The sequence below is a fragment of the Antarcticibacterium flavum genome (assembly GCF_006159205.1).
Classification (GTDB): Bacteria; Bacteroidota; Bacteroidia; order Flavobacteriales; family Flavobacteriaceae; genus Gillisia; species Gillisia flava.
The window spans coordinates 1,084,122-1,108,752 of sequence record NZ_CP040812.1; the positions used below are offsets into that span (position 1 = coordinate 1,084,122).

The 24,631-nt window shown below is 41.8% G+C and carries 16 protein-coding genes; 6 read left to right on the forward strand and 10 right to left on the reverse strand.

Annotated features, from left to right (window positions below):
- Positions 1-26: 26 nt before the first annotated feature.
- The 4 genes from FHG64_RS04520 to FHG64_RS04535 form a co-directional block, all read right to left on the reverse strand.
- Positions 27-2,333: a glycoside hydrolase family 65 protein gene (locus FHG64_RS04520; protein WP_139065303.1), complete on the reverse strand. Its 2,307-nt coding sequence runs from the start codon at positions 2,331-2,333 to the stop codon at positions 27-29.
- Position 2,334: 1 nt separating this feature from the next.
- A complete protein-coding gene (pgmB, locus tag FHG64_RS04525) occupies positions 2,335-3,000 on the reverse strand; it encodes a beta-phosphoglucomutase (RefSeq protein ID WP_139065304.1) in 666 nt (221 codons plus the stop codon).
- Positions 2,981-4,501 carry an MFS transporter gene (locus tag FHG64_RS04530; RefSeq protein WP_139065305.1) on the reverse strand — a complete coding sequence of 507 codons (1,521 nt, stop codon included), beginning with the start codon at positions 4,499-4,501 and terminating at the stop codon, positions 2,981-2,983. Before FHG64_RS04530 ends, pgmB begins: the two co-directional genes overlap by 20 nt.
- 104 nt (positions 4,502-4,605) lie before the next feature.
- Complete coding sequence (locus FHG64_RS04535) at positions 4,606-5,655, reverse strand: LacI family DNA-binding transcriptional regulator (protein WP_139065306.1); 1,050 nt, start codon at positions 5,653-5,655, stop codon at positions 4,606-4,608.
- A 218-nt stretch (positions 5,656-5,873) separates the two neighbouring features.
- Here FHG64_RS04535 and FHG64_RS04540 point away from each other — a divergent pair, with 218 nt between their 5' ends.
- The 4 genes from FHG64_RS04540 to FHG64_RS04555 all read left to right on the forward strand — a co-directional run bounded on the left by FHG64_RS04540 (position 5,874) and on the right by FHG64_RS04555 (position 13,169).
- Positions 5,874-8,819: a SusC/RagA family TonB-linked outer membrane protein gene (locus FHG64_RS04540; protein WP_139065307.1), complete on the forward strand. Its 2,946-nt coding sequence runs from the start codon at positions 5,874-5,876 to the stop codon at positions 8,817-8,819.
- 16 nt (positions 8,820-8,835) lie between these two features.
- Positions 8,836-10,434: a RagB/SusD family nutrient uptake outer membrane protein gene (locus FHG64_RS04545; RefSeq protein ID WP_139065308.1), complete on the forward strand. Its 1,599-nt coding sequence runs from the start codon at positions 8,836-8,838 to the stop codon at positions 10,432-10,434.
- A 16-nt stretch (positions 10,435-10,450) separates the two neighbouring features.
- Positions 10,451-11,611: a SusF/SusE family outer membrane protein gene (locus tag FHG64_RS04550; protein ID WP_139065309.1), complete on the forward strand. Its 1,161-nt coding sequence runs from the start codon at positions 10,451-10,453 to the stop codon at positions 11,609-11,611.
- A 136-nt stretch (positions 11,612-11,747) separates the two neighbouring features.
- Positions 11,748-13,169: an alpha-amylase gene (locus tag FHG64_RS04555; protein ID WP_394344215.1), complete on the forward strand. Its 1,422-nt coding sequence runs from the start codon at positions 11,748-11,750 to the stop codon at positions 13,167-13,169.
- Between the two features lie 248 nt (positions 13,170-13,417).
- Here the strand turns inward: FHG64_RS04555 and FHG64_RS04560 are convergent, their stop codons facing one another.
- From FHG64_RS04560 to FHG64_RS04580, 5 genes are all read right to left on the reverse strand, one after another.
- Entirely contained in the window at positions 13,418-16,021 is a 2,604-nt protein-coding gene (locus FHG64_RS04560; protein ID WP_139065311.1) for a cellulase family glycosylhydrolase, read from the reverse strand.
- Between the two features lie 3 nt (positions 16,022-16,024).
- Positions 16,025-16,765 (reverse strand): DUF4982 domain-containing protein, encoded by a 741-nt coding sequence (locus tag FHG64_RS04565; RefSeq protein ID WP_139065312.1) that lies wholly within the window; start codon positions 16,763-16,765, stop codon positions 16,025-16,027.
- Between the two features lie 167 nt (positions 16,766-16,932).
- Positions 16,933-18,411, reverse strand: coding sequence for a glycoside hydrolase family 2 protein (locus tag FHG64_RS04570; protein ID WP_139065313.1), 1,479 nt, complete (start codon positions 18,409-18,411; stop codon positions 16,933-16,935).
- A 13-nt stretch (positions 18,412-18,424) separates the two neighbouring features.
- Positions 18,425-19,318, reverse strand: a complete 894-nt coding sequence (locus FHG64_RS04575; protein WP_139065314.1) for a hydroxypyruvate isomerase family protein — start codon at positions 19,316-19,318, stop codon at positions 18,425-18,427.
- Positions 19,319-19,517: 199 nt separating this feature from the next.
- The gene (locus FHG64_RS04580; RefSeq protein WP_139065315.1) at positions 19,518-20,222 is read right to left on the reverse strand and encodes an NUDIX hydrolase; all 705 of its coding nucleotides are present in this window, start codon (positions 20,220-20,222) and stop codon (positions 19,518-19,520) included.
- 113 nt (positions 20,223-20,335) lie between these two features.
- Here FHG64_RS04580 and galK point away from each other — a divergent pair, with 113 nt between their 5' ends.
- Complete coding sequence (gene galK, locus FHG64_RS04585) at positions 20,336-21,505, forward strand: galactokinase (protein ID WP_394344206.1); 1,170 nt, start codon at positions 20,336-20,338, stop codon at positions 21,503-21,505.
- 54 nt (positions 21,506-21,559) lie between these two features.
- Positions 21,560-22,600 (forward strand): UDP-glucose--hexose-1-phosphate uridylyltransferase, encoded by a 1,041-nt coding sequence (locus tag FHG64_RS04590; RefSeq protein ID WP_139065316.1) that lies wholly within the window; start codon positions 21,560-21,562, stop codon positions 22,598-22,600.
- Between the two features lie 275 nt (positions 22,601-22,875).
- Here the strand turns inward: FHG64_RS04590 and FHG64_RS04595 are convergent, their stop codons facing one another.
- Positions 22,876-24,528, reverse strand: a complete 1,653-nt coding sequence (locus FHG64_RS04595; protein WP_139065317.1) for a sodium/sugar symporter — start codon at positions 24,526-24,528, stop codon at positions 22,876-22,878.
- Between the last annotated feature and the right edge of the window lie 103 nt (positions 24,529-24,631).

Here is a 24,631-nt window from a genome sequence, read left to right on the forward strand (position 1 = left end):
TTTATTCGGTAATTATAAATGGCGTTCTAAATAGTAACCACGTCGTCTGGGTATATCGTAACCTCCTTGCCGTGCACCTTAATATCCAATGGCCCATCCCCTTCAAGAGAAAAACTGGTACTGCCGCCATTCATACGAACTTTTACTATCTGGTTCCTGAAATTGATCTTAAAAGAATAGGCTTTCCATTGTTCAGGGATCTTGGGAGAGAAACACAATTGGTCATTTTCTACCCTCATTCCTCCAAAGCCTTCTACTATACTCATCCAGGTCCCCGCCATACTGGTGATATGGCAACCTTCCTCAACTTCGTGATTATAATCATCAAGATCAAGCCTGGAGGTACGTAAATAAAAATTATAGGCCTGCTCCATCCTGTCCAACTTTGCCGCCTGTATACTATGCACACAGGGAGAAAGAGAGGATTCATGAACCGTTAATGGCTCATAGAAATTAAAGTGTTTTTCCAGTTCCTTTTCACTAAAATGGTCTTCAAAGAAATAGAACCCCTGCAGCACATCTGCCTGTTTGATATAGCAGGACCTAAGGATCCTGTCCCAACTCCATTTTTGATTTATAGGACGGTGTGATTTATCCAGTTGTGATACAGGAATGATCTCCTTATCAAGAAAACCATCCTGCTGCAGGTAGACCTTATGTTCATCTGAATATGGGAAATACATTTGTTCTGCAATTTCCTTCCATTTAAGAACTTCGCTGTAATCAAGATTCGTATGCCCTTTGATCCTTTCAAAATCTCCCCTATAGGTTTCCTTTACTTTTTTGATCATAGCGGTGCAATACTCCAGGCACCATTTAGCAGTATAGTTGGTATACCAGTTATTGTTTACATTGTTCTCATATTCATTTGGTCCCGTTACCCCCAGGATGACATATTTATTTTTTGCTTTGCTGAAGGTTGCTCTTTGTTTCCAGAACCTTGCAATAGCGATCATCACTTCCAGTCCTTTCTCGGGGATATAATCAAAATCACCCGTGAATCTTACATAATTATAAATGGCAAATACCATTGCGCCGTTACGATGGATCTCTTCAAAGGTGATCTCCCATTCATTATGGCTCTCCTCTCCATTCATAGTAACCATTGGATACAAAGCTGCACCTTTCGAAAAACCTAGTTTCTCTGCATTCTCAATGGCTTTTTTAAGATGATTGTATCTGTAGGTTAGCAAATTCCTGGCAACATGTTGATCTTTTGTAGCCATGTAAAAAGGGATACAATAGGCCTCTGTATCCCAATAAGTACTACCACCGTACTTCTCACCTGTAAAACCTTTAGGGCCAATATTAAGCCGCTCATCCTTACCTGAATATGTTTGATTAAGCTGAAAGATATTGAATCTTATACCCTGCTGGGCCTTTATATCTCCCTCAATCACTATATCTGCCATTTCCCAGATTTTGGACCAGGCTTCCTTTTGCATTTCAAGCAGATCCTTATATCCAATCTTTGTTGCCTTTGCAATAACAGCTTTTGAAGCCTCAATGAGGCTATCCCTCTTATGGTTCATATCTGTCACGTAACCGGCAAATTTTTGAAGGGTGGCCTTTTCCCCGGCTTTAAGGTCATGGGAATAGGTGAAAATGATTTTATCTTCAGTAGTTTCTTTTTGAAATTGAGTTTCAACCTTCTCCCCGTTCACCAGGAATGAAGATTCCATAAAGGTACAGGCATGAAATTCGGTTTTAAGGGTTTTTGAAATGATAAAGCCCTGGTGCCCGTCTGTCTTTACATCAAGGGTCTTCCAGAATTTTTCTTCCCAGTTGGCATCGGTATTAGTGATCCCGCTGTCCAGGTAAGGTTTAAAAGTTATGTTGGCTTCTCCATTAAGCAGTTCTATCTCATAATTGATAGCACCCAGTTCATCCAGCTCCATGGAAAGGAACCTGGTAGATGTTACTTTTATTTCAATTCCGTTTTGCAATGTTGCAGTGAAGGACCTGTTATACCAGCCTTCTTTCATATTCAACTCCCTGCGAAACTCTGAAACTGTCTTACAGGAATTTAGATCCAGTACCTCCCCGTTGATCTCCACCCAAATACCTATCCAGTTTGGTGCATTTAAGACTTTGGCAAAATACTCGGGATAACCATTCTTCCACCAGCCCACTTTTGTCTTGTCGGGATAGTAGACTCCCGCAATGTAGCTACCCTGGAAAGAGGGTCCGGTATAGGCCTCTTCAAAATTTGCCCGTTGCCCCATGGCACCATTTCCTATGCTGAATAAACTTTCTGATGATTTTACTCGGTCTTTTTCAAATCCTTCTTCGATGATCGACCAACTGTTTGGTATTATATAATCTTGATTCATATTATTTTTCCAATAAGTTCTTAATAAAATTTATTTCAATGCCTGTGAAATCCTGAAAAACATAATTTGCCTCTCCCAACACTCCAGCATCTCCTATTCCAATACTTAACATCCCGGCAATATTTGCTGCCTCTACCCCCGCCTGAGAGTCTTCAAAAACGATACAATTTTGCGGGTCCACCTTCAATTTCTCTGCTGCAATTAAAAATACTTCGGGATTGGGTTTTGCCTTTGAAACATCATTCCCATCCACAACAGCATCGAATTTCCTGTAAAGATCTGTCTTCTCAAGGATGGACCGTGCGTTTTTACTGGCAGAACCCAGTGCAATTGGCACATTGTTTTCCATGAGAAATTCAATGATCTTTGACACCCCGGGGAGAATATCCCTTGAGGTCATTGTAGAAATATATGACAAATAATTGTCATTTTTAAGAGCCATCTGCTCCATGAATTTATCTTCAGTAAGGCTTACCTGTCCCCAGTCGAGAATCTTTTCCAGGGATTTCACCCGGCTTACCCCCTTTAGTTCCTCATTCTGGGCTTCGGTGATATCAAAACCCAGGTTGTTGGCAAGTTTTCGCCAGGCCAGGAAATGGAATTTCGCGGTATCCACGATCACCCCGTCCAGGTCAAAGATCACCCCTTTATTGCTGTTCAGTAACATTAATTTGTTTTTGTGTTTTTACTCTTAAGGTAAGGAGTCCTGAAAGGATCATTGCAAAACCACCTATAATAAGAGCGTAAATTGGTTCATTATTAAAAAATTCCTTGACCAGAAAGCCAAGGATCGTAGCTGCTACAATTTGAGGAATCACTATAAAGAAATTAAAGACTCCCATATAATATCCCATTTTTGCAGAGGGCAGGGATCCCGAAAGCATGGCATACGGAATTGAGAGTATACTTGCCCAGGCAATTCCTACCCCTACCATTGCCAAAAGGAGGCCAACCTTGCTGGAAAGAAAATATATGGATATAAGTCCAATTCCTCCAAAGCAAAGGGCCAACAGGTGAGTGAATTTGTTGCTGGTTCTTCGCGCAAGTACAGGTAATAAAAATGCTACAGCAGCGGCCACCCCATTATATACTGTAAACATAACCGTTACCCAGTCGGCAGCATCGTTGTAAAGTTCAGATGTTGTATCGCGAGTGCCAAAAACATGCCCGGTTACCGCCTGCGTAGTATAGATCCACATGGAAAAAAGGGCAAACCAGGAGAAGAACTGCACCCAGGCTAGCTGCTTCATCGTGGCAGGCATATTCAGCATATCGGTTATAATAATAGTAAATCCATTCCTTACCTCCTTTTTACGCAGTTGTGAAACCAACATAAAGAGGACTCCAATGATCAACAAACCTATAAATAGAATATAAAGCTCCTTAGTGAGATCCCGAAAATACACGATTGCAGAAACCCCTAATCCAATCACTGCCATTACAACTCCGGAAATAAACTGGGTATTTATATTACTTTCTTTATCTACAACCTCCACCCTTTCCGGATGCGCCTTTTGATGTGCCTTTTCAAATGCTGCGAGCTGCTCTGGTGAGTATTCCCTGGATTTTACCACTGTCCATAATACAGCAAAAAAGAACACGACCCCTCCTACATAAAAGGACCATTTTACCGAATCTGGAATGATACCCTCCGGTGCTGTATTGCTTAAGCCAATCCAGTTGGAGAACATATACGGGAGCAACGAACCTACTACCGCACCTATACCAATAAAGAAACTTTGCATGGCGAAGCCAAGTGTCCTTTGCCTCTCGTGTAAATTATCTCCAACAAAAGCCCGGAAAGGTTCCATTGAAATATTGATCGAGGCATCCATGATCCACAGTGTACCTGCAGCAACCCAAAGAGTGGGACTATTAGGCATAATGAATAATGCTATGGAAGACAGGATGGCACCAATAAGAAAATATGGCCTCCTGCGGCCAAGCCTGGTCCAGGTCCTGTCGCTAAAATATCCTACAATAGGCTGTACGACTAAACCCGTAACGGGAGCAGCAATCCATAATATTGGAATGTCCTCTACGTTTGCCCCTAAGGTTTCAAAAATTCTGGAAGTATTTGCGTTTTGAAGAGCAAATCCAAATTGTATACCCAGGAATCCGAAACTCATGTTCCAGATCTCCCAAAAACTGAGGGTACGTTTTTGCATATCGTAAGTTTAAATTATTATTACGACAAGCACTGTGTCTTGTCAAAACATATTAACGGAAGTGAAAATATAGGTTCTGACAATAAATTGAGCAGTAAAGGTAGCTAAAATTTTAATATTTCTGTCTTTTGCACCCTTTTTGTAGAATTTCGCTCCACCAACTCGGTTTCCACTACAATGGTCTCATACGGGCCATCTTCTACTTCCTCATTTTCAAGTTTTTTAATAAGTAATCTTGCTGCCTGTGCACCCATCTCTGCTCCATGCTGGCTTACCGTGGTGAGGCTGGGAATAAACTGTTTGGAAAGTTCTCCATTGGTAAAACCAATTACATAAGCATCCTCTGGCACACTTAGCCCCATTTTTTGAAGAGCTTTGATGGCATATACTGCAAAATGTTCATTGACGGCAAAAACCCCGTCAACATCTTTATTTTCAAGAAAAGCAGCAATTTCCTCCTCACTGCTGTCAAAATCTTCCACCTTCAAAATAAGGTCTTCCTGTATTTGCATGGAATTTTCCTCTAAAGCCTGGAGATAACCCTGGGTGCGTAATTTTCCCACACTTACATAATCTACTGTGGTAATTAGAGCAATATTCCTGCAATCCAGATCTATAAGGTGCCGCACCGCCTTCCTGGCTCCATTCATATCATCTATAACTACCTTATCACACTTGATCCCGTCTATCACCCTGTCGAACATTACTAAAGGCATTCCCTGGTTTACAACTTCATTAAGGTGGTGATAATCCTGTTTTTGCTGTGTTTCCTTCGCCACAGAGAGGATAAACCCATCTGTACTCCCGTTTGCCAGCAGTTCCATATTAATCACTTCTTTATCAAAGGAATTATTGGACATACAAATAATAACATGATACCCTTTTTGATTGGCCTCCTGCTCAATTCCACTAATAACAGTGGTAAAAAAATGGTGAACGATCTCGGGGATTATAACTCCTATGGTTTTTGTCTTTCTATTCTTAAGGCTAAGGGCAATATTATTAGGTTTGTAATTATAGAGTTTAGCAAAGGCTTTTATCTTTTGCCGGGTATCCTCACTTATCTCTGCACTGTCTCTTAAAGCCTTGGACACCGTGGATACCGATACGTCAAGTTCCCGGGCAATTTGCTTCAGGGTTAATTTCTTTTTCATAAGGGATTAAAAATTTAGGGATGCAATTTTCTGTTTTTCGTAAAAATATCACAATATTTCCATATTGCATCAATATACAAAAGTTTTCAACACGAAATCGTTTTCGATCCTGTTTTCGGGAGATGGCGTCTGGAAAGCACTCCTATTTTACATACCTTTAACATCTGGAAGTGAGAATATAAAAGTTAAAAATTTTAGTCGAACTAATTAATACATTTATGAGAACATTATTTAAAAGCACATTGTTACTGCTGTTTATGCTGCCAATGAGCTTTTTTGCCCAATCAACCGTAAGTGGTACTGTGACAGAGAGTGGCACAGGTTTGCCAATACCGGGGGTCAATATTATTGTACAGGGAACCTCCACCGGGACAACTACCGATTTTGATGGTAATTACACTCTTTCAAATCTTAACGAAAACGATGTACTTGTTTATTCATTCCTTGGTTTTGCGGCCAAAGAGATTGTTTACGCCGGTCAAACCCGTTTGGATGTGCAACTGGACGAAAGCGAAGCTACCCTTGAAGAAGTAGTTTTAATAGGTTATGGTTCTACCACCAGGCAGGATGCTACAGGAGCTGTTGAAAAAATAAGCCCCGAATCCTTTAACCGTGGCGCTGTTGTATCTCCCGAAACCCTTATAGCAGGTAAATCTGCAGGGGTTAGGATTACCCCAAGCAGTGAGCCGGGTGGTGGCGGTGAAATAAGAATTCGTGGAGGTTCTTCCCTATCAGGGAACAATTCCCCGCTTATCGTGGTGGATGGGATCCCATTGGACCAGCGAGGTGTGCAGGGGGTTCGTAACCAGCTTAATGCCATAAACCCGGAGGAGATCGAAGATTTCGTGATCCTAAAGGATGCTGCCGCTACTTCCATTTATGGATCCAGAGCTTCCAACGGGGTTATCCTTATTACAACTAAAAGAGGAAGCCTTGCTTCCGGTTTCAATCTTGAATATGATCTTAAAGCATCTGTAGGCCAAATTACCGACAAGGTGAACGTCTTAAATGCAGATCAATTTCGTACTCTTATTAATGACACACAGGGAACTGATCCTTCACTTTTAGGAAATACCAGTACAGACTGGCAGGACCAGATCTATCGCACCTCAATAGGGGCTATTCATAACCTTACTCTTTCTGAAGGTTTTGAGAATTTCACCTACAGGGTGAACTTTAACCGTACAGATCAACAAGGGGTTCTACAGACAGATTTATATGAGAGGAATGCCGTTAACCTGGTGCTTACTCAAAACCTGCTGGACAATGATCTAAAACTTACTTTAAATGCAAAAGGTATTGTAGACCGTAACAGGTTTGCAGACCAGGGCGCAATAGGTGCCGCGGTTTCCTTTGACCCTACTCAACCCGTATATGATCCTACCAGCCCGTTTGACGGCTTCTTTGAATTCAGGACAGGCGATACTACTATGGACGAGATGAGACAGGCCACGAGAAACCCTGTAGCAATGCTTCAGCAAAATGATAACAATGCCGAAAACCTTAGGACGATCACTAACCTTAATGTAGACTACAGGCTTCCATTTTTAGATGGCCTTAGATTCAACCTCAATGCAGGTATAGATTATTCGGAACTTGAAGGGGAACAATTTCGACCACTTACATCTGCAGTAATAGGAGAGCCGGTGGCTTTTGAGAATTATTACTGGGGAATGAACAGGAACACCTTACTTGACTTTTATTTTAATTACAGGACAGAGGTAGATGCTATAAACACTAAACTGGATCTTACTGCCGGTCATTCCTTCCAGGAGTTCTATATTCAAAGCCAAAGTAGATTTACCCAAAACAGTGAACTTACAACCTTTCCCGAGGCGATAAACAGGAATGCCCTGGAATCGTATTTTGCAAGAGCAAGCTTTGATATCTCCAACAGGTATTTAATTTCTGCAAGTTTCCGTCGTGATGGTTCGTCAAGATTTTCTGAAGAAAACCGCTGGGCGAATTTCCCATCGGTATCTGTAGGTTGGAAGATAATGAACGAACCCTTTATGCAGAACAGCAATACATTCTCAGACCTTAAATTGCGTGCAGGTTACGGGGTCACCGGTAACCAGGAGATTGGTCCTAATTATGGTTATTTAGGATTATACACCCCAAGCCAGGGTGGAGCCAGGGTACAATTTGGTTATAACCCTGATGGTAGCCGTAGATTTGTGAATACCATAAGGCCAGAAGAATTTGATGCCAACCTTAAGTGGGAAGAACTTCAAACCTATAATGCCGGTATTGATTTCGGTTTCTTTAACAACAGGTTTACAGGTAGCGTAGATGCTTATTACAGGGAGACAAAAGACCTTCTTGCGACAGTGCCTGTACCGGCCGGTGCAAACCTGTCAGATTTCCTTACCACTAACGTAGGGCAAACCGTTAGCCGCGGGGTAGAGATTGGATTGAACGGACTTTTGGTTAATACAGAAGATTTTAACTGGAGCGTAAACTATAACTTAACTTTCCAGGATCTTGAGATCACCCAGCTTTCTCTTGGTGAAAACCCCGATTTCTTTATACCGCAGGGAGGAATCTCCGGAGGTGTAGGAAATACGATCCAGCTTTGGAAAGAAGGTTACGATCCAACTACCTTCTTTGTTTTCCGCCAGGTGTATAATGAGCAGGGACAGCCTATTGAAGGCGCCTATGTAGACGTGAACGGTGATAACCAGATAACAGAGGCAGACAGGCAGCCATATAAAAAAGCTACTCCAGATTTTTATATGGGATTCACAAACAGCCTTAGCTACAAAGATTTTGACCTTAGCTTTACATTTAGAGGAAACTTTAATAACTATGTGTATAACAACACCCAGTCTTCCAATGGATTTGTAGGCGCAGGAACAATAACTCCGCAGCCTTATTATTCCAACCTTAACTCCAATGTATTGGAATCTAATTTCAGAAATAATCAGTTCTTTTCAGATTATTACATTCAAAGAGCAGATTTTGTAAGGCTGGATAACCTATCTCTGGGATACCTTATACCAAACAACAGGGATGATGTGGCTGTGAGAGTGAGCTTAACAGGTACCAACCTTTTTGTGATCACCAATTATGAAGGACTTGATCCTGAAATAAGCAATGGTATAGATAACAACTTCTACCCAAGAACCAGGAACGTGGTTTTAGGACTTAACTTTATATTTTAAATAAAAGATTACTATTATGTATAAAAAATTTAAACCGGTTTTAATTCTGTTTCTTGGAAGCATGCTGGTGTGGTCCTGCCAGGATTCACTGGATCTCTCCCCGGAAGATAACAGAGCAACTGCAGGCTCGGCCTTGCAGGATGCAGCAACCTATGAAGAGTTTTTGGCCAAACTATATGCAGGCTTATCCTTAAGCGGGCAGCAAGGGCCGGCAGGAAATCCTGATCTTCAGGGTTTGGATGAAGGTTTCTCCAATTATGTGAGATTATTCTTTAATCTCCAGGAACTTACCACAGATGAGGCACTTATTGGCTGGAACGATGGTACTGTTTATGACCTTCATTACCAAAGCTGGACTGCAGGTAATGAGTTCGTGAGGACAATGTACAGCAGGTTACTTTACCAGGTGAGTCTTGTAAATGAATTTTTAAGGCAAACAGACCCTGCTTCCCTGGATGACAGAGGAGTTCCTGGAGAGCTTAGATCCACTATTGAAGATTACCGTGCAGAGGCAAGGTTCCTTAGAGCTCTTAGCTACTACCACGCTCTGGACCTTTTTGGAAGACCAGCTTTTGTGACTGAACAGGATCCTACTGGAGCTTTCCTTCCTCCACAAACTTCAAAGGAAGATTTGTTCTCTTATATTGAAAGTGAACTACTGGCAATAGAGAATGAGATTATAGATGCAAAACAAAATGAATACGGCCGGGCAGACAGGGCTGCAGTTTGGATGCTCCTTTCAAAGTTGTATCTAAATGCTGAAGTTTATACCGGTAATGCGAGATATGCAGAGGTTATTGAATACACGCAAAAGACCATAAACTCCGGTTATCAAATTGCAGATGTTCCTTACAGTTACCTGTTCATGGCAGATAATGACCAAAATGGAGCTCAAAATGAGATCATCTTCCCGGTGACCTATGATGGGTTAAACACCCAAAGCTATGGTGGAACAACTTATATCATCCACGCAGCAATTGGCGGGGACATGGATCCTTCAGAATTTGGAGTAAACGGTGGTTGGGCCGGTCTTAGAACTACCCAGCAATTTGTTGATACCTTTCCAAATGGTGCAGAGTCTGAAGATTTAAGGGCTATGTTCTTTACTGAAGGACAGAATAAGGAAGTAACAAGAATAGCTCCATTTACAGAGGGTTATGCCGTGACAAAGTTTACGAATATGAGGTCTGACGGCACCCCGGGTAGCGACCCATCTGGCGAATTTCCAGACACAGATTTCCCAATGTTCCGTCTTGCAGATGCTTACTTAATGTATGCTGAAGCTGTAGTAAGAGGTGGCGGTGGAAGCCCTGCACAGGCCGCAACTTATATAAATGAGCTAAGAGAGCGTGCTTATGGAGATAATAGCGGTGATATAGCTGCAGCCGATCTTACCCTTAATTTTATACTTGCTGAAAGAGCCAGGGAACTTTATTGGGAAGGACATCGCAGGACAGACCTAATAAGATTTAATAGATTCTCAGATAACGGAATCTGGGCATTTAAAGGAGGCGTTCCCCAGGGGGCAACTACATCTGCTTTTAGAGATTTATTCCCTATTCCCGCTGCGGAACTTGGTGTAAATACCAATTTGACTCAAAACCCCGGTTATTAATATTAAAAAAATTAAAATGAAAAAATTATCAATCTTATTGTTGGCATTTGTAGCATTTGCAGGGATCTCTTCCTGTACAAGTGACGATGACGTTGTATTTATAGCACAACCAGATCCTGAAGGGATCAATTTTGTCAACACTTTTAATGAAACCTACATTTTAACCGCCGCTACCGGCACCAATGTTGCTGAAAGATTTGTATGGAACACAGTAGACTTTGATGTTCCTACAAATATAACTTACGAATTACAGGGAACGGCAGACGCCAGTTTTGAAACCTTTGATGTCCTGGGAGCTACCGGAAATAACAACCTGGCAGTAACAGTAAATCAACTAAGAAGCCTTGCTGAAGATGCCGGTTTGGATAATGATCCAGATACCGATGCACCAAACTCGGGGCAACTTTATTTCAGGGTCCGCGCATTTGCAGGTACAGATGGTGGAAATCCTTTGAATGTCTCTTCTGAAGAAAGATCGATCACAGTAGTTCTTCCTGAAACTGCAGTAGAAGAGGAAGAAGTATTCAAGGATCTTTTTCTTGTTGGAAGCGGTTCCCCAACCGGCTGGGACAATACAGCCAACAGCAATAACTATCCTTTATTCAGAGATCCTGCAAATCCTAATATCTATACTTACACAGGAAGACTTGAAGGTGGAGATGATATGTTCTGGAAGTTGATCGAAGTAAAAGGACAGTGGGCACCACAATATGGAGGTGAAAATGGAACTTTGCTTTACAGAGAAACTGAGGCAGATCCAGATCCACCGGCAATCGCCATTCCTTCAAGCGGTTATTATACTATAACAGTCAACCTTGAGGATATGACCTATACATTAGAACCTTATGATGCCAGTGGTGCTGCTACTTATGACATTATGGGTCTTGTTGGTGATGGAACTTCTGTAGGATGGCCAAATGACGATAATCCTGAACTGGATATTCAAATGACCCAATCACAATTTGATGAGCACATCTGGTTCCTTCAGGACATAGAATTATCTGATGGGCCTATAAAATTTAGAGCAAACCTCAACTGGGATGTTAATTGGGGATCTGATACTTTCCCAAGCGGTCTGGCCACCAATGGAGGTCCAGATATTCCAGCACAGGAAGGCACGTACGACATCTGGTTTAATGACCTAACGGGTAGATATATTCTTATTCCTGTAGAATAAACGATCTATTGATCATATAGAAGCTGTCCGCGGGTTTAAATGGTTGGGAATATCAAAACCATTATAATTCCACCGGACAGCTTCTTTAATTTAAAATATAATAGAAATGAAGAAAAGACTTTTAATTTTTGGAGCTATGATCTCAATGGGCCTGGGTTTCAATGCCTGCTCAAGTGATGATCCTGTAGATCCCAATGATGACAACCCGGGACAAACCCCTGAGGTTCCTGAAACACCTGCTGCACCGGGAGCGTTAAACCTTGCCGATTATAATAATGGCTCCGGTATAATGATGCAGGCTTTTTATTGGGACGTGGAGCCAAGGCATCAATGGTGGACCACTATTGACGAGAAAATAGCTGGTTGGGCAGATGCAGGTGTAAACCGAATTTGGATCCCGCCGGCATCAAAAGGCCAATCTGGAGGTTACTCTATGGGATACGACCCATCAGATTATTTTGACCTGGGTGAATATATGCAACACGGCACCCTGCCAACAAGATTTGGCACAAGGGAAGAGCTGGGCGACCTTATCAACACAGCCCATGCCAATAACATAGAGGTGATCGCAGACATCGTTCTCAACCACAATTCCGGCGGTGGACTTGAATGGAATCCTTACCGTGAGAAAGATACCTGGACGTTATTTGATGAGGAACACGGGAATGCTTCGGGAAAATTCAATAGAAATTATGAGAATTTCTACCCCAACAGCACCAGCCAGTATGATGATGGCAGTTTATTCTATGAGGAAACAAACCTTGACCATAACCAGGAATATGTTCAAAACTGGTTATGGAAAGCAGATTATTCCGTAGCCAATTATTATAAGAACGAAGTAGGATTTGACGGCTGGAGATTTGATTATGTACTCGGGTTTGAGCCTTGGGTAGTAAAGGAATGGATGGACGCTGTAGGTGGATACGCTGTAGCCGAACTTTGGGATGGTAATCCAAATGTGCTGGAGGATTATATTGAAGAGACGGGAATAGCAGTATTCGACTTTGCTACTTTTTACAAACTGGACGAGGCTCTGGACAGGAATGACGATCTTACCATATTGGAAAGACATATGGTGTGGCAAAATTATCCTGAAAAAGCTGTCACTTTCACCGCCAATCATGATACAGAGAAAGACCCGAATGAGCATAATAACATCTCTGTGGAAAATAAAATGAAAGCCTATGCTTTCATACTAACCCACCCGGGATATCCTACTATATTTTATTTAGATTATGAGAACCAGAATTTCCAGGAGGATCTAAAACAATTAATGCTTATCAATAATTCCCTTGCAACAGGAGATGTTGAGATTCTTTATGTTGATAATGATGAATATGTGATGAAGCGCAGTGGTGATGGTACTAATCCCGGGCTTATACTTTATATTAATAACAGCAGTAATACAAAGAGAAGAAATATTACAACCGGCTGGAACAATAAAAAGATAATGGATTATACTTATCAAACAAGCTACTCTCCTGTAACAGGTGACAATGGAGGTGTAAGTATTGAAGCACCGGGGAATTCATACAGTGTGTATTCTATAATGGAATAGCAGGAATATATTTGCTTCTCCTATTTTAGGATATCCGGGGAAAGAGTCTGGACCGCTTTCGCTGCCAGAATAAAAATTAAGAATCCAGGGCCATTACAATAGGTCCATAATGAAATTTAAAAAAAGGTGCTTTCCAGTTGGAGAGCACCTTTTTTATTTCTTCCTAAAGATTCAGCAACCGTGTGGTATAAAAAAGACTGCCGGGAAGATCCCGGCAGCCTCTTTTTTTGGAGACATTTTTTTAACACCTATTTCTCCAATCTAAAACTTGTGATTCCAATTTGATGACCCTCCAACTTTTCTTTTTCTTCCAGCCCGGGTCCTATTGAAATTTGTAAACTCTCAATATTTTCCAATTCTAAGGGCCCTTCAATGCCGTGTTCAAAATAATAAGGCAGGAAAGTAGGATATGGTCGTGGTAAAGTTACAGTTTTTACTGGTTTAAATTCATTAATTTTTAAAGAATATTCTTGATTTTGGGAATTTATTTCAACTATTTGACCAAAAGCTGCTCCATTTTTATCGATTAAAGCTATTTGAATCTTCTTGGGACCTTTTTCTAAAGATCGGGCTTTGAATTTTAAGTTTTTAAAATCTTTAAGTTCAGCTTCTCTTCCCTGTATTTTGTTCTTAAAATTATAGCGGAAAGTGTAATCGTAAACAGGAGCTGCATTTTTATTCTCCTCATCTTTCTCAAATAATTGCTCCAGCCTTACCTGGTACTCTGCCTCACCCGTCCTATCGCCTGGAACCAACCGGTTATCCCGTTTCCATTCGCCCACTATATAGTCCCTATCCTTTGCTGCAGTAAAAATGTACAAAGGTTGCTGCTCCCCGGTTATCCTGGTTTGATATTGCTCCATGGCGTGAAAATCCCACTGCCCGGGATTTCCCTCAGCATCTGCGGGAAACGTCCTGCTACCATCCTGTTGGGTGATAATGATGCGATAATTTAAGAATCCCTCTTCAAGCAGTTTTTGAGGCACCTCTGCCCCGTAAGTATAGGCTTCCATCTCCTTTAATTCAACACTATCATGGATATTCCCGTTTTGGAACCAGGCTTCGACTTTTTGCACCGGTTCTTTTGAAACAACTTCGGCTTTTATTTCCAGAGAGGAATTTTCAATTACCACTTCTACGGGCTGGTGCAAAACATAGGTTTTATGCACCGTAGCTTCAGGAGCATAAAAATCGTGGAGTTCCCCATTCTTCCAATCCTCATTACCACGATATGCGATTTTTTTATCCTTTGCTGAAAGTAAATATATACCCGGTCCTATTTGAAATTTAGAAGCTGTAGCCGTGAATTTTTCATTCTTTCCACTAAGAGTTGTAACCGAAAAATCCCTCCCAAGACCCGGTAAATTGACTGTCATCTCCCACTCTTCCCAGTTAATAACTGCCACCGTTTTATCGAGGTTATTTCTTCCAAAGGGATTGTCTACCAATATGGCATCTGGCATTACTTCAAGTCTCCAAACGCCTTCCTCCAGCTTATCCAGGAAGTAAGCTCCCCTGCCTTCATACTTTACAGTATTAGAAATACCATATCCTGCAATATGCTTCAGGTCTTTCAATGATAAGGGATTGGAAGAAGTAGAGTTGGTATAATAGAACTTTTCAGATGAATTATATTCCGCTAGATCCTTCTCATAGCTTATCCTGAAGTTTTCAAACTGAAGATTTTGAGGGTATGTACCATAATTCTTATACATAGGAATCTGGTGAAAAACCTCGCCACTTATCATTAAGGCAAGGGCCTTTTGAGGGGTGTAAGCCAGGTTCATATAATGTGTGTTGTATTCTGTATTAGCATAGGCCATATATGTGGGGTCCCAGGCAAAATGTGTCGCAATTTGAATCCCCGCTTCCCTGAAGCTTCTGGCCATTGCAGGATAGATATAGGATTTCATGACATCGGCCGCATCAAATTCATATACCAGCTTCGCTGCATTATTTTTCTTAATAATATTATCAAAAGGGATATTGTATTCATTTACATTGGGCAGCAAATTCCCTTCAAGCTCCTTTTGAAATCCCAGTCCGGTGGGATACCATTGGAAAGTTCCTCCCTGTATATCGGCATTAAAATATGCCTCCATAAAATGGGTGCTGTGGCTTACATTATAAAAAATTGGCTTCTTTGTACCGGTACTGCGCATAGAAGTGACCATTCTTTGAACAAAACTCGTTACCTCTTCAGTCGAGCCTTTATGGTGAGGCTCATTACTAATCTCGAAGGCAATAATATTTGGCTCATCTTTATAAGCAATCCCGGTATGAGGATTCACGTGTTCCAGGAATTGCGCTAAATAATTCTCCTGTGCTTTTATTGCTTCAGGATGCGTGAGGCTCCCTTCTTTCCCATATTTATGGGAAAATCCCGGGGTGTCCTCATTTGGTTCCGGCCAGCCATTGCCCCAGTATGCAATGGGGGTGATCATATAATTTATATCCCTGTCCTTGAGCTGTTTTAATAGATAGTCGAACAATTCCAGATGCTCGTTCTCCAGTAGATTTCCTTCAGCATCGCTAATTTCTGTATCCCATACATGTATCCTGTAAAGGTCAAATCCCAGACGGGAAAAATGATACACATCATTATCAATTGCCTTCTTTAGGTCTACATCTAAACGGCCGGCTGCACGAAATCCATGGGCAAAAGGAGCAGAATAATTCACTCCAAAACCTTTTACCTCCTCATCATTATGCCCCCAACGCATTACTCCGCTGCCATCAACATACACATCCTGCTTTTGTTCCTGTACCTGGCCCTGCGCATATGCCACTCCCGAAAAAAAAGCACAGCAAAGGAGAAGTAGGATTTTAAGTTCTTTACTTAATATTTTCATGAATTAGGGATTTCGAATTTCTATTGTTTGTTCTCCCAGCCCTTCTGCAGTAGCTCTTACATTTAAAGATCCTGAAAAACGTTCGGTTCTTATGAGAATGGTGGCTATCCCGGCTTCAGCCTTAACAACTTTTCCTCCAATGATCCTTGCATTTTTTGCATCATCACCTAAGGAAAAAGCAATGCGCTGATTAGCTGTTGGAACCACGGTTCCTTCTTCATCTACTATCATCGCATAGACAAAGAACATATCAGGAGAATTGGGAGAAATGATCTTTTGTGAATAATCCACCGCCAGTTGTATCCCTGCCGGTGCCCGCGGTGTTCGCACCACGTGGGTAGCAACTTCCTCCCCGTCAATGATCCCAACTGCTTTCAGGGTACCGGGTACATATCTATCCAGGTTGAATATAAATGGGGGATGTGGTAATTCGTAGGAGATCTCATTTATTTCAGGAGTTCGTTGATCTATAAGTTCTCCATTTAGATAAAGTGCCACTTCCTGGGTATTACTAAAAACCTTTACAGAGGTGGTGGAGCGAGGGGTCCAATAGCTGGCAATAAACACCATAGGTTCCTTAAATTCGCCTTCACCCGGCGATTTCTGACTCCTGTAAAAGAAAAAACTGAATTTAGGGATCCTGAAAATATCTGATATTCCAGAGGCTTCCAGGTCGTTTGCATATCCCCTGTTATAATCGAAAATCAACCAATTGGCGTGTCCAATGGTTTGTTTTCCTTTCAAATTTGAGTTAAAAGCTTCCTGGTAGTTAAGAGCCTGTTGTAGAAGTCCCGCCTCCCCTGTGCTGCGAAGTTTGCGACTGGAACGCTCCTCCTCCTGCAGGTCGCTATATAGGGTTTGATTAAACCCGGCATTGTGGGCATAATATTCCCAGTCCCCGTATTCTGCTATTAATAGGGCCTGTTTGGTGTATTATAACCATTCCAGTATAGTGGTGGTTTTGCATGTTGTCTTGCCGGGATAAACAGGTCATAAGATGGATGGTCAATCCATCCTGCTGTAAAGGTATCTGGATAAGGCAACTCTGCCTTTAGAACTTCATTAGCTCTCTCCATGAATTCCTCTGTCATTCCCGACTCGTTAAGGGAATTTTCCCAAAAGACCACACTTGGATGGTTCCTGTCCCTTTTGGCCATTTCCCTTATATCCCTTATGGCATTTTCTTCAAACTCGCCTTCTTCAAAGAACTGCCATCCCGGGATAGCGTTCATCACCAGGAGGCCTAGTTCATCACAAGCCTTTAAAAATGCAGTTGCGTGTGGATAATGCGATAACCGGACAAAATTAAAACCTGCCTGCTTTATTTTATATGCATCACGATATTGTGCCTCATCAGACAAGGCATAGCCTATATACGGATATTCCTGGTGCCGGTTGGTCCCGTTGATAAAAAGCTCCTCCCCGTTTAAAAAGAATGCCTCTCCCGAAAGCGCTATTTCCCTAAGCCCTACTTTCAAAGACTGGGTATCTACCAGCTTATCATCTGCCAGTATATCTACTGTAAGTGTATAGAGGTTTGGCTCATCTACAGACCATAATAAAGGATTCTCAATTTTAAAATTAAGGCTAAGGGAAGCGGTTTCTCCTGCTTCAACAACAGCATGTCCGGGTCCACGGGAACTGGAGTAGAATCTATTAATATCCCCGTCCCTTGTTAATAGAGAATATTGAAGTTTTATAGATTGCTCCCGCTGACTGCCATTTTGAACGTGCACAGTGAGTTTCCCGGTTGCCACTTTTTTTGTAGCTGTGGCGGTATGAAAATAAATACCCCCACCGCCTTCAACGGCCGCGTTAACAGCATCTGTAATATAAACCTTATTCTTTTTGATAAGATGGACATTTCGATAGATGCCACCGTACATATTAAAATCAAGTTCTCCCAGGGCCTTTCCGGGTGGAATGGTGGGATCATCTACATTTTTTACTTCTACCTCAATATTGTTCTCCCCCTCTTCAAGAAAAGGAGTGGCATCTACTGTAAAAGGCAGAAAGCCACCCTTATGGGTTTTAACCAGGAAGCCATTAATAGTAACCTGTGCCTCCTGCATAACCCCTTCAAAATGAATAAACCATTTATGATCATTGAGATTGGAAACTTCAAACGTTTTGCGGTAAAGCGCTGTACCCTGCCATTGATCATTAACAACCAGGGGTTCAATCTTTACGCTATGCGGGATATTCACCTTCTCCCAACCGGTACCTTTCTCCTTTAGGTTCTCCAGGCGCCTGAACTCCCAGTTATTACCAAAATTCTCTATGCTCCTGCTTTCTTTTCTTGCTTCCGGTTCAACCACTTCCTCCCAGCTTTTACAGGCAAAAGCCAATCCTGCAAACAGCATTAGTGCAATTATTCTTTTAAGTAACATATTCCTTTTTCTCTTAAACGTCACAAATTTTTACGGCTTCGGCCAGGGCTGCAATCTGGTCCCTTTTTGTGGGAATAAATTCCTGTGCCACATAGCCATCGAAGCCTGTTTCTACTATTGCCCGCATAATGGCAGGATAATATAGTTCCTGTGTATCATCGATCTCATTCCTGCCAGGGACTCCTGCTGTATGATAATGATTGATATGTTCATGGTATTTTCTTATCGTCGCGATCACATCCCCTTCCATAATTTGCATATGGTAGATATCGTACAATAATTTAAAATTGGCCTTGTTGAGTTTTTCTGAAAGTGCCACACCCCAAACGGTATGGTCACATTGATAATCTGGATGATTCACCTTACTATTCAGCAATTCCATTACAAGGGTAACATTTTTGCCGGCCGCATAGTCCAGGAGAGGGGCCAATCCTGTTGCGCAATTTTCAATCCCCGTTTCATCATCCATCCCCCGCCTGTTCCCGGAAAAAACGATGACATTTTTTATTCCGTGTTTTGAAGCTTTATCTATAAGACCTCTGTAGTTTTTCTGAAGTTCTTTGTGATTTGCAGGATCATTAAAACCATGTTCGATCACAGCAAAATAATCTGTAGCCATAGAACATACCAACCCATGTTTTTCAATTACCGGCCATTCTTCGGGCCGAAGAAGGTCTATTGCTGTAATGCCAAGTTTTTTACATTGAACAGCAAATTCATCCAGGGGCAGTTCATTAAAAGCCCAGCGACATACTGAATGATTAATATTTTTACTGAAATCTTTACAGGTTTCATCTTCCTGAAAAGCAACAGGTGAAAAGGAGGTTAAAACACCCCCAAGGCCCAAAGCTCCAGATCCAAGAGCCAGATTCTTTAGCGCTTCTCTACGGGTATATTTATTATTCATGGCAAGTGGTTTAAAACCTAAATTTAATAATTCCCCAACTCATGGAACCATAAAGATAGCAAAGCTTTCAGGTATTGAAACAGAGGCTTTCAGCAAATCTAATTATAAGCGTAAATTTTACATTAATTTTTAGTAAAACCAATTTTTTTCAGAAGAAAATTTCAATAAAGTTTTGGATTTGTCCGCTATTACCTGCGGTTTATGATATCTCAAAATTATAACCAGATTTCATAAGTTTCTTATAGGTTTTATGATCAAATTTATAGAGAAAAGCACCTCTGCGGGAGGAGGTTTTATCTTTTTCTTCAAGTTTAATAAGAACGTTATGTGACAATACCTTTTTTCTAAAGTTACGGGCATCCAGCTCCTTTTGATATATGGCCTCATAGAGTTGCTGTAATTGGGGAATTGTGAATTTTTCTGGCAGTAGTTCAAATCCCAGTGGCTGGTAACGGGCCTTTCTCTTTAGACGCTCCTGGGCGTCTTTTACCATTTGGTTATGATCGAGTACCAAATCTGGTACCTCCTCTATATCATGCCAATGTGCACCATGTTTTTCAACAAGTTTCCTGTCATAATCATTAATGCGTATCAAAGCATATTGTCCAATGGAAACACAACGGTACCCGGGATCCCTGTTTGCTGCGCCGTATGCTTTTAATTGTTCCATAAAGACATTTTGCAAGCCGGTGATCTCCTCCAGAACCCTTTTGGCTGATACCTCCACATCCTCCTCCAGTTTTACAATACTTCCAATAAGGGACCAGTCCCCTTCAAAAGGTGCTACCCTGCGTTTAAATAATAATAGCTTGATCCTGCCCTCATCAAAGCCAAAAATTATACAATCTGTTGCAACATACATCTTGTCATGTTGCGAATAAGAATCCTGGGAAAAAGAAGCCATATACTTAATGAACTGGTTTGATCTTACAAAAAAACCACTTTTTTATTTAATATAAAATAATGGTATAAAATACATTTATTATCTTTGGTTCTTACAAATGCCTAATTTTAGAAGTGTTGAAAAATAACGCTAATCACATATCCCGGCCATTGCTTAAACCTCTCTCATTTAATTCACAGGTCAATGTTGCCGCACCGGGCCGCATAAATCTTATTGGGGAGCATACAGATTATAACCACGGGTATGTATTACCAACCGCCATAGACAGGAAAATTAACTTCTCATTCCAACGCAATAACAGTCAAAGTATATGTAATGTGTACAGCAAGACTGTCCAAAAAGGTTTCAGCTTTGATCTTAAAGATATTGAAAAAAGTAATGAGATCTGGGAAAATTATATTCTTGGGGTGGTAAATGAAATTTTAAAAAGGAAAAAAGACCTGCAGGGGTTTGATTGCATTATTGAGAGTAAGTTGCCAATTGGTGCAGGAATTAGCTCCTCTGCCGCCCTTGAATGTGGCCTGGCCGCCGGTTTAAACGAGCTGTTTAATTTAAAGCTCACAAAAAAGGAAATAGTTTTTCTCTCTCAGGCTGCTGAAAATAATTTTGTAGGTTCCAACTGCGGAATTATGGATCAATTTGCCAGTGTTATGAGCAGGAAGGATCACCTCATTCTGCTGGATTGCCTTAATTTAGAACCGGAATTTATCCCTGCAAATTTTAATTCCTGTAAGATGGTCCTTGTAAACACCATGGTATCCCACAGCCTTGCAGAAGGGGAATACAATACACGCCGTAAGGAATGTGAAGCTGCATTAAAGGTGTTACAATCCCATTACACAGGGATCGAAACCTTGAGGGATGTAAATTTAGAAATGCTTACAGAAAGTAGCGAACATTTGACCGGGGCACAATTTCACCGGGTGAAATATGTTCTGGAAGAGAATAAGCGGGTGCTGGATGCGGCTAAATTTCTAAAAGCCGGACAGTTAGAAGATTTTGGTGCCTTAATGTACAAATCGCACTATGGACTGCGGGACCTTTATGAAGTAAGCTGCAAGGAACTGGATTTCCTGGTTGAATTTACTGAAAACATATCTTACATCTATGGATCGCGTATGATGGGAGGTGGCTTTGGAGGCTGCACCATTAACATTGTGGAAGAAAGCCAGATCCCGTCATTTGAAAATGAGGTTAAGCAGGCTTATGCTGAAGCTTTTGGTTTAGATCCCGATGTTATAATTGTTTCGCCGGGGGAAGGAACTGTTGTGGAAAGGGTATAGTTTAAATACTCCGGTAATGAAGTTTGAACGGAAATTTTTAAAAAAGAATGATCTATGAGCCAGGAACTTAATAATGTCCCACACAGGCGATATAATATTTTAACCGGGGAATGGGTCCTTGTATCCCCGCATCGCACAAAACGGCCCTGGCAGGGGAAAACTGAAAAGACCACAGTGGAAGACAGGCCTGTCTATGACCCGGCCTGTTACCTTTGTCCCGGCAACACCCGCTCTGGCGGTTCTATAAACCCCGATTATAAGGAACCTTTTGTCTTTGAGAATGATTTCCCCGCCCTTATGCCGCAAGGGCCCGGTGAAAATCTCTCCAAAGGCCTGCTGGTAGCAGAATCTGAGACAGGGATTTGCAAAGTGGTTTGTTTTTCACCCAACCATTCCCTTACCCTCCCTCTTATGGAAATTAAGGATATTACGAAGGTAATTAAAGCCTGGAAGAAGGAGTATCTTGAATTGGGATCCTCTCCCAATATAAACTACGTGCAGATCTTTGAAAATAAAGGTGATATTATGGGCTGTAGCAATCCCCATCCCCATGGGCAAATTTGGTCACAAAGATCCCTGCCGCCGGAGATCATTAAAAAGTCCAAACATCAATTGGAGTATTGGGAGGCCAATAACAAAAGTTTGCTGGCAGCTTACCTGGAACAGGAGCTGGAAGCTGGTGATAGGATCGTACTTGAGAATGAGCATTTTGTTGCCCTCATCCCCTACTGGGCTGTTTGGCCATATGAGGTGATGATCCTGCCAAGAAAACATTATCAGCATATTGGACAACTTGACAGCAGGGAAGAAGTAGCTTTTGCCGGGATAATTAAAGCTCTCTGCATTAAATACGACAACCTTTTTGAAACATCCTTCCCGTATTCCTCAGGAATTCACCAAATGCCTACCAGCGGGGAAGAATTCCCGGAGTGGCATTTTCACATGTCCTTTTATCCGCCGCTCCTACGGTCGGCAACGGTAAAGAAATTTATGGTGGGTTATGAGCTATTTGCGAGTCCCCAACGAGATATAACAGCTGAGCAGGCTGCGCAGACCTTACGGGATCTTGATGATGTTCATTATCTGCAGAAGTAGTAATCTGGAACTTCGCATTGAAAATAGACACGAATATTTTGGTATTTTTTAGTCCCCAATCCCAATCTAAATTATTTAGCCTTCAGGCTTTCCTCTAGACAATAGCCCTACTTCCCCTTCCCCCAATTCACATCCTGCATCTTTCTTCTATGTCTCTTTTCTCTTATCTATTTGAGTCCTGAGTCTTGATTCTTGGCTCTTGATTCTTGGCTCTTGGCTCTTGGCTCTTGGCTCCTGGTTCTTGATTCCTGGTTCCCGGTTCCCGGTTCTTGCGGCTATTTCCAGAATATAGCATATAGGGCTACCAGGATCACCATCACCGCAAATGCACCTATATTAAACGTTGGACTTGTTTTAAATAAACCTTTAGAAAGCGGAATTCCTTTTTCATCATCCCTACCCTTTTTCTCTGCAAGGCTAACAATAGCTATGATAATCATTGTAAGGATAGCCGTATATCCCATTTGATCAAGGAAAGGAACATCTACGAATACAGGGCTGGAGGACCAGCCCTTGGGAGCAACTTTAAAGTACATCGCAATAGGAATGGAAGCCAGGGCACCAACTATAGCGGCTTTATTGGTCGTTTTCTTCCAAAATAGACCCAAAAGGAAGATAGCCAGGATACCGGGACTCACCACCCCTGTATATTCCTGGATAAATTGGAAAGCCTGATCGATCCCACCTAGCAGTGGTGCCATAATACAGGCAATAGCCAGAGCAACTCCTGCAGAGATCCTTCCCACATTCACAGTAGCTTTGTCTCCCGCATTCTTATTAAAGTATTGCTTATAGATATCCATCGTAAAGATAGTCGAGGTGGAATTAAGCATAGATGCCAGGGAAGACACAATTGCTGCAGCAAGCGCGGCAAAAGCAACACCTTTAAGCCCGGTGGGCAGGAATTGCAACAACCACGGGTAAGCCCTGTCGGCATATCCTTCCTGCGGAATGTTTATTAAACCTGCTTCCCCCAGCCTGGCCATGATAGCAGGGTCGTTAACCATTACATAAGCTGCTATCCCGGGTATTACCACGATAAGTGGTATCAATAATTTAAGGAAAGCGGCCAGCAGGATACCTTTTTGAGCTTCTTTAAGCGATTTGGCTGCAAGGGTACGCTGTATGATATATTGGTTGAAGCCCCAATAGTATAGGTTTGCCACCCACATTCCGCCTACAAGAACTCCTATTCCAGGGAGGTTTTTATATTCCGGATTGGATTTATCCAGGATCATCGTAAACCTGTCTGGAGCTGCTTCATATACTGTTTTAAGTCCGGCAACAAAGCCTTCTCCGCCCGAAACCATATCAAGGGCGAGGTAGGCTGTAAAAAACCCACCCAGCACCAGGAAAACAACCTGTATAACATCTGTCCACGCCACGGCCTTAAGCCCCCCGTAGAGGGAATAGGCTGCTGCAAAAAGTGCAAGGCCCAGCACACCATAGACCATAGGAATGCCCATAATGGTTTCCAGGGCCAGGGACCCGAGGTATAGAACAGAGGTTAAGTTCACAAATACATAGAGTGCAATCCAGAAGATTGCAAGAATACTTTTGAGATTGGTGGAGAACCTTTGTTCAACAAATTCAGGGATGGTATAAAGGCCTTTATTGATAAAGATTGGAAGAAAATACTTCCCAACGATCAACAGGGTGAGCGCCGCCATCCATTCATAAGAAGCTATGGCCAGCCCCAGGGCAAAGCCGGAACCCGACATCCCGATAAATTGCTCGGCTGAGATATTGGCAGCGATAAGAGAGGTCCCAATTGCCCACCAGGGAAGGGATTTACTGGCTAGAAAATAATCTTCTGCATTCTTCTGGTGGCCCTTTTTCTCTCTCGAGACCCACAGCCCCACCCCCATGATCAATGCCGCATATGAAATGAAAATAAAATAATCCCAAAACTCAAAACCTGTATTCATTCTTTAAGTATTTTTTGTTCTTATCTAATTTTTGATCCATAAGAGCACCAGGGGAACTGAGATCAAAATTTCTGGTTAAATATAAAATTTTAATTAATATAAA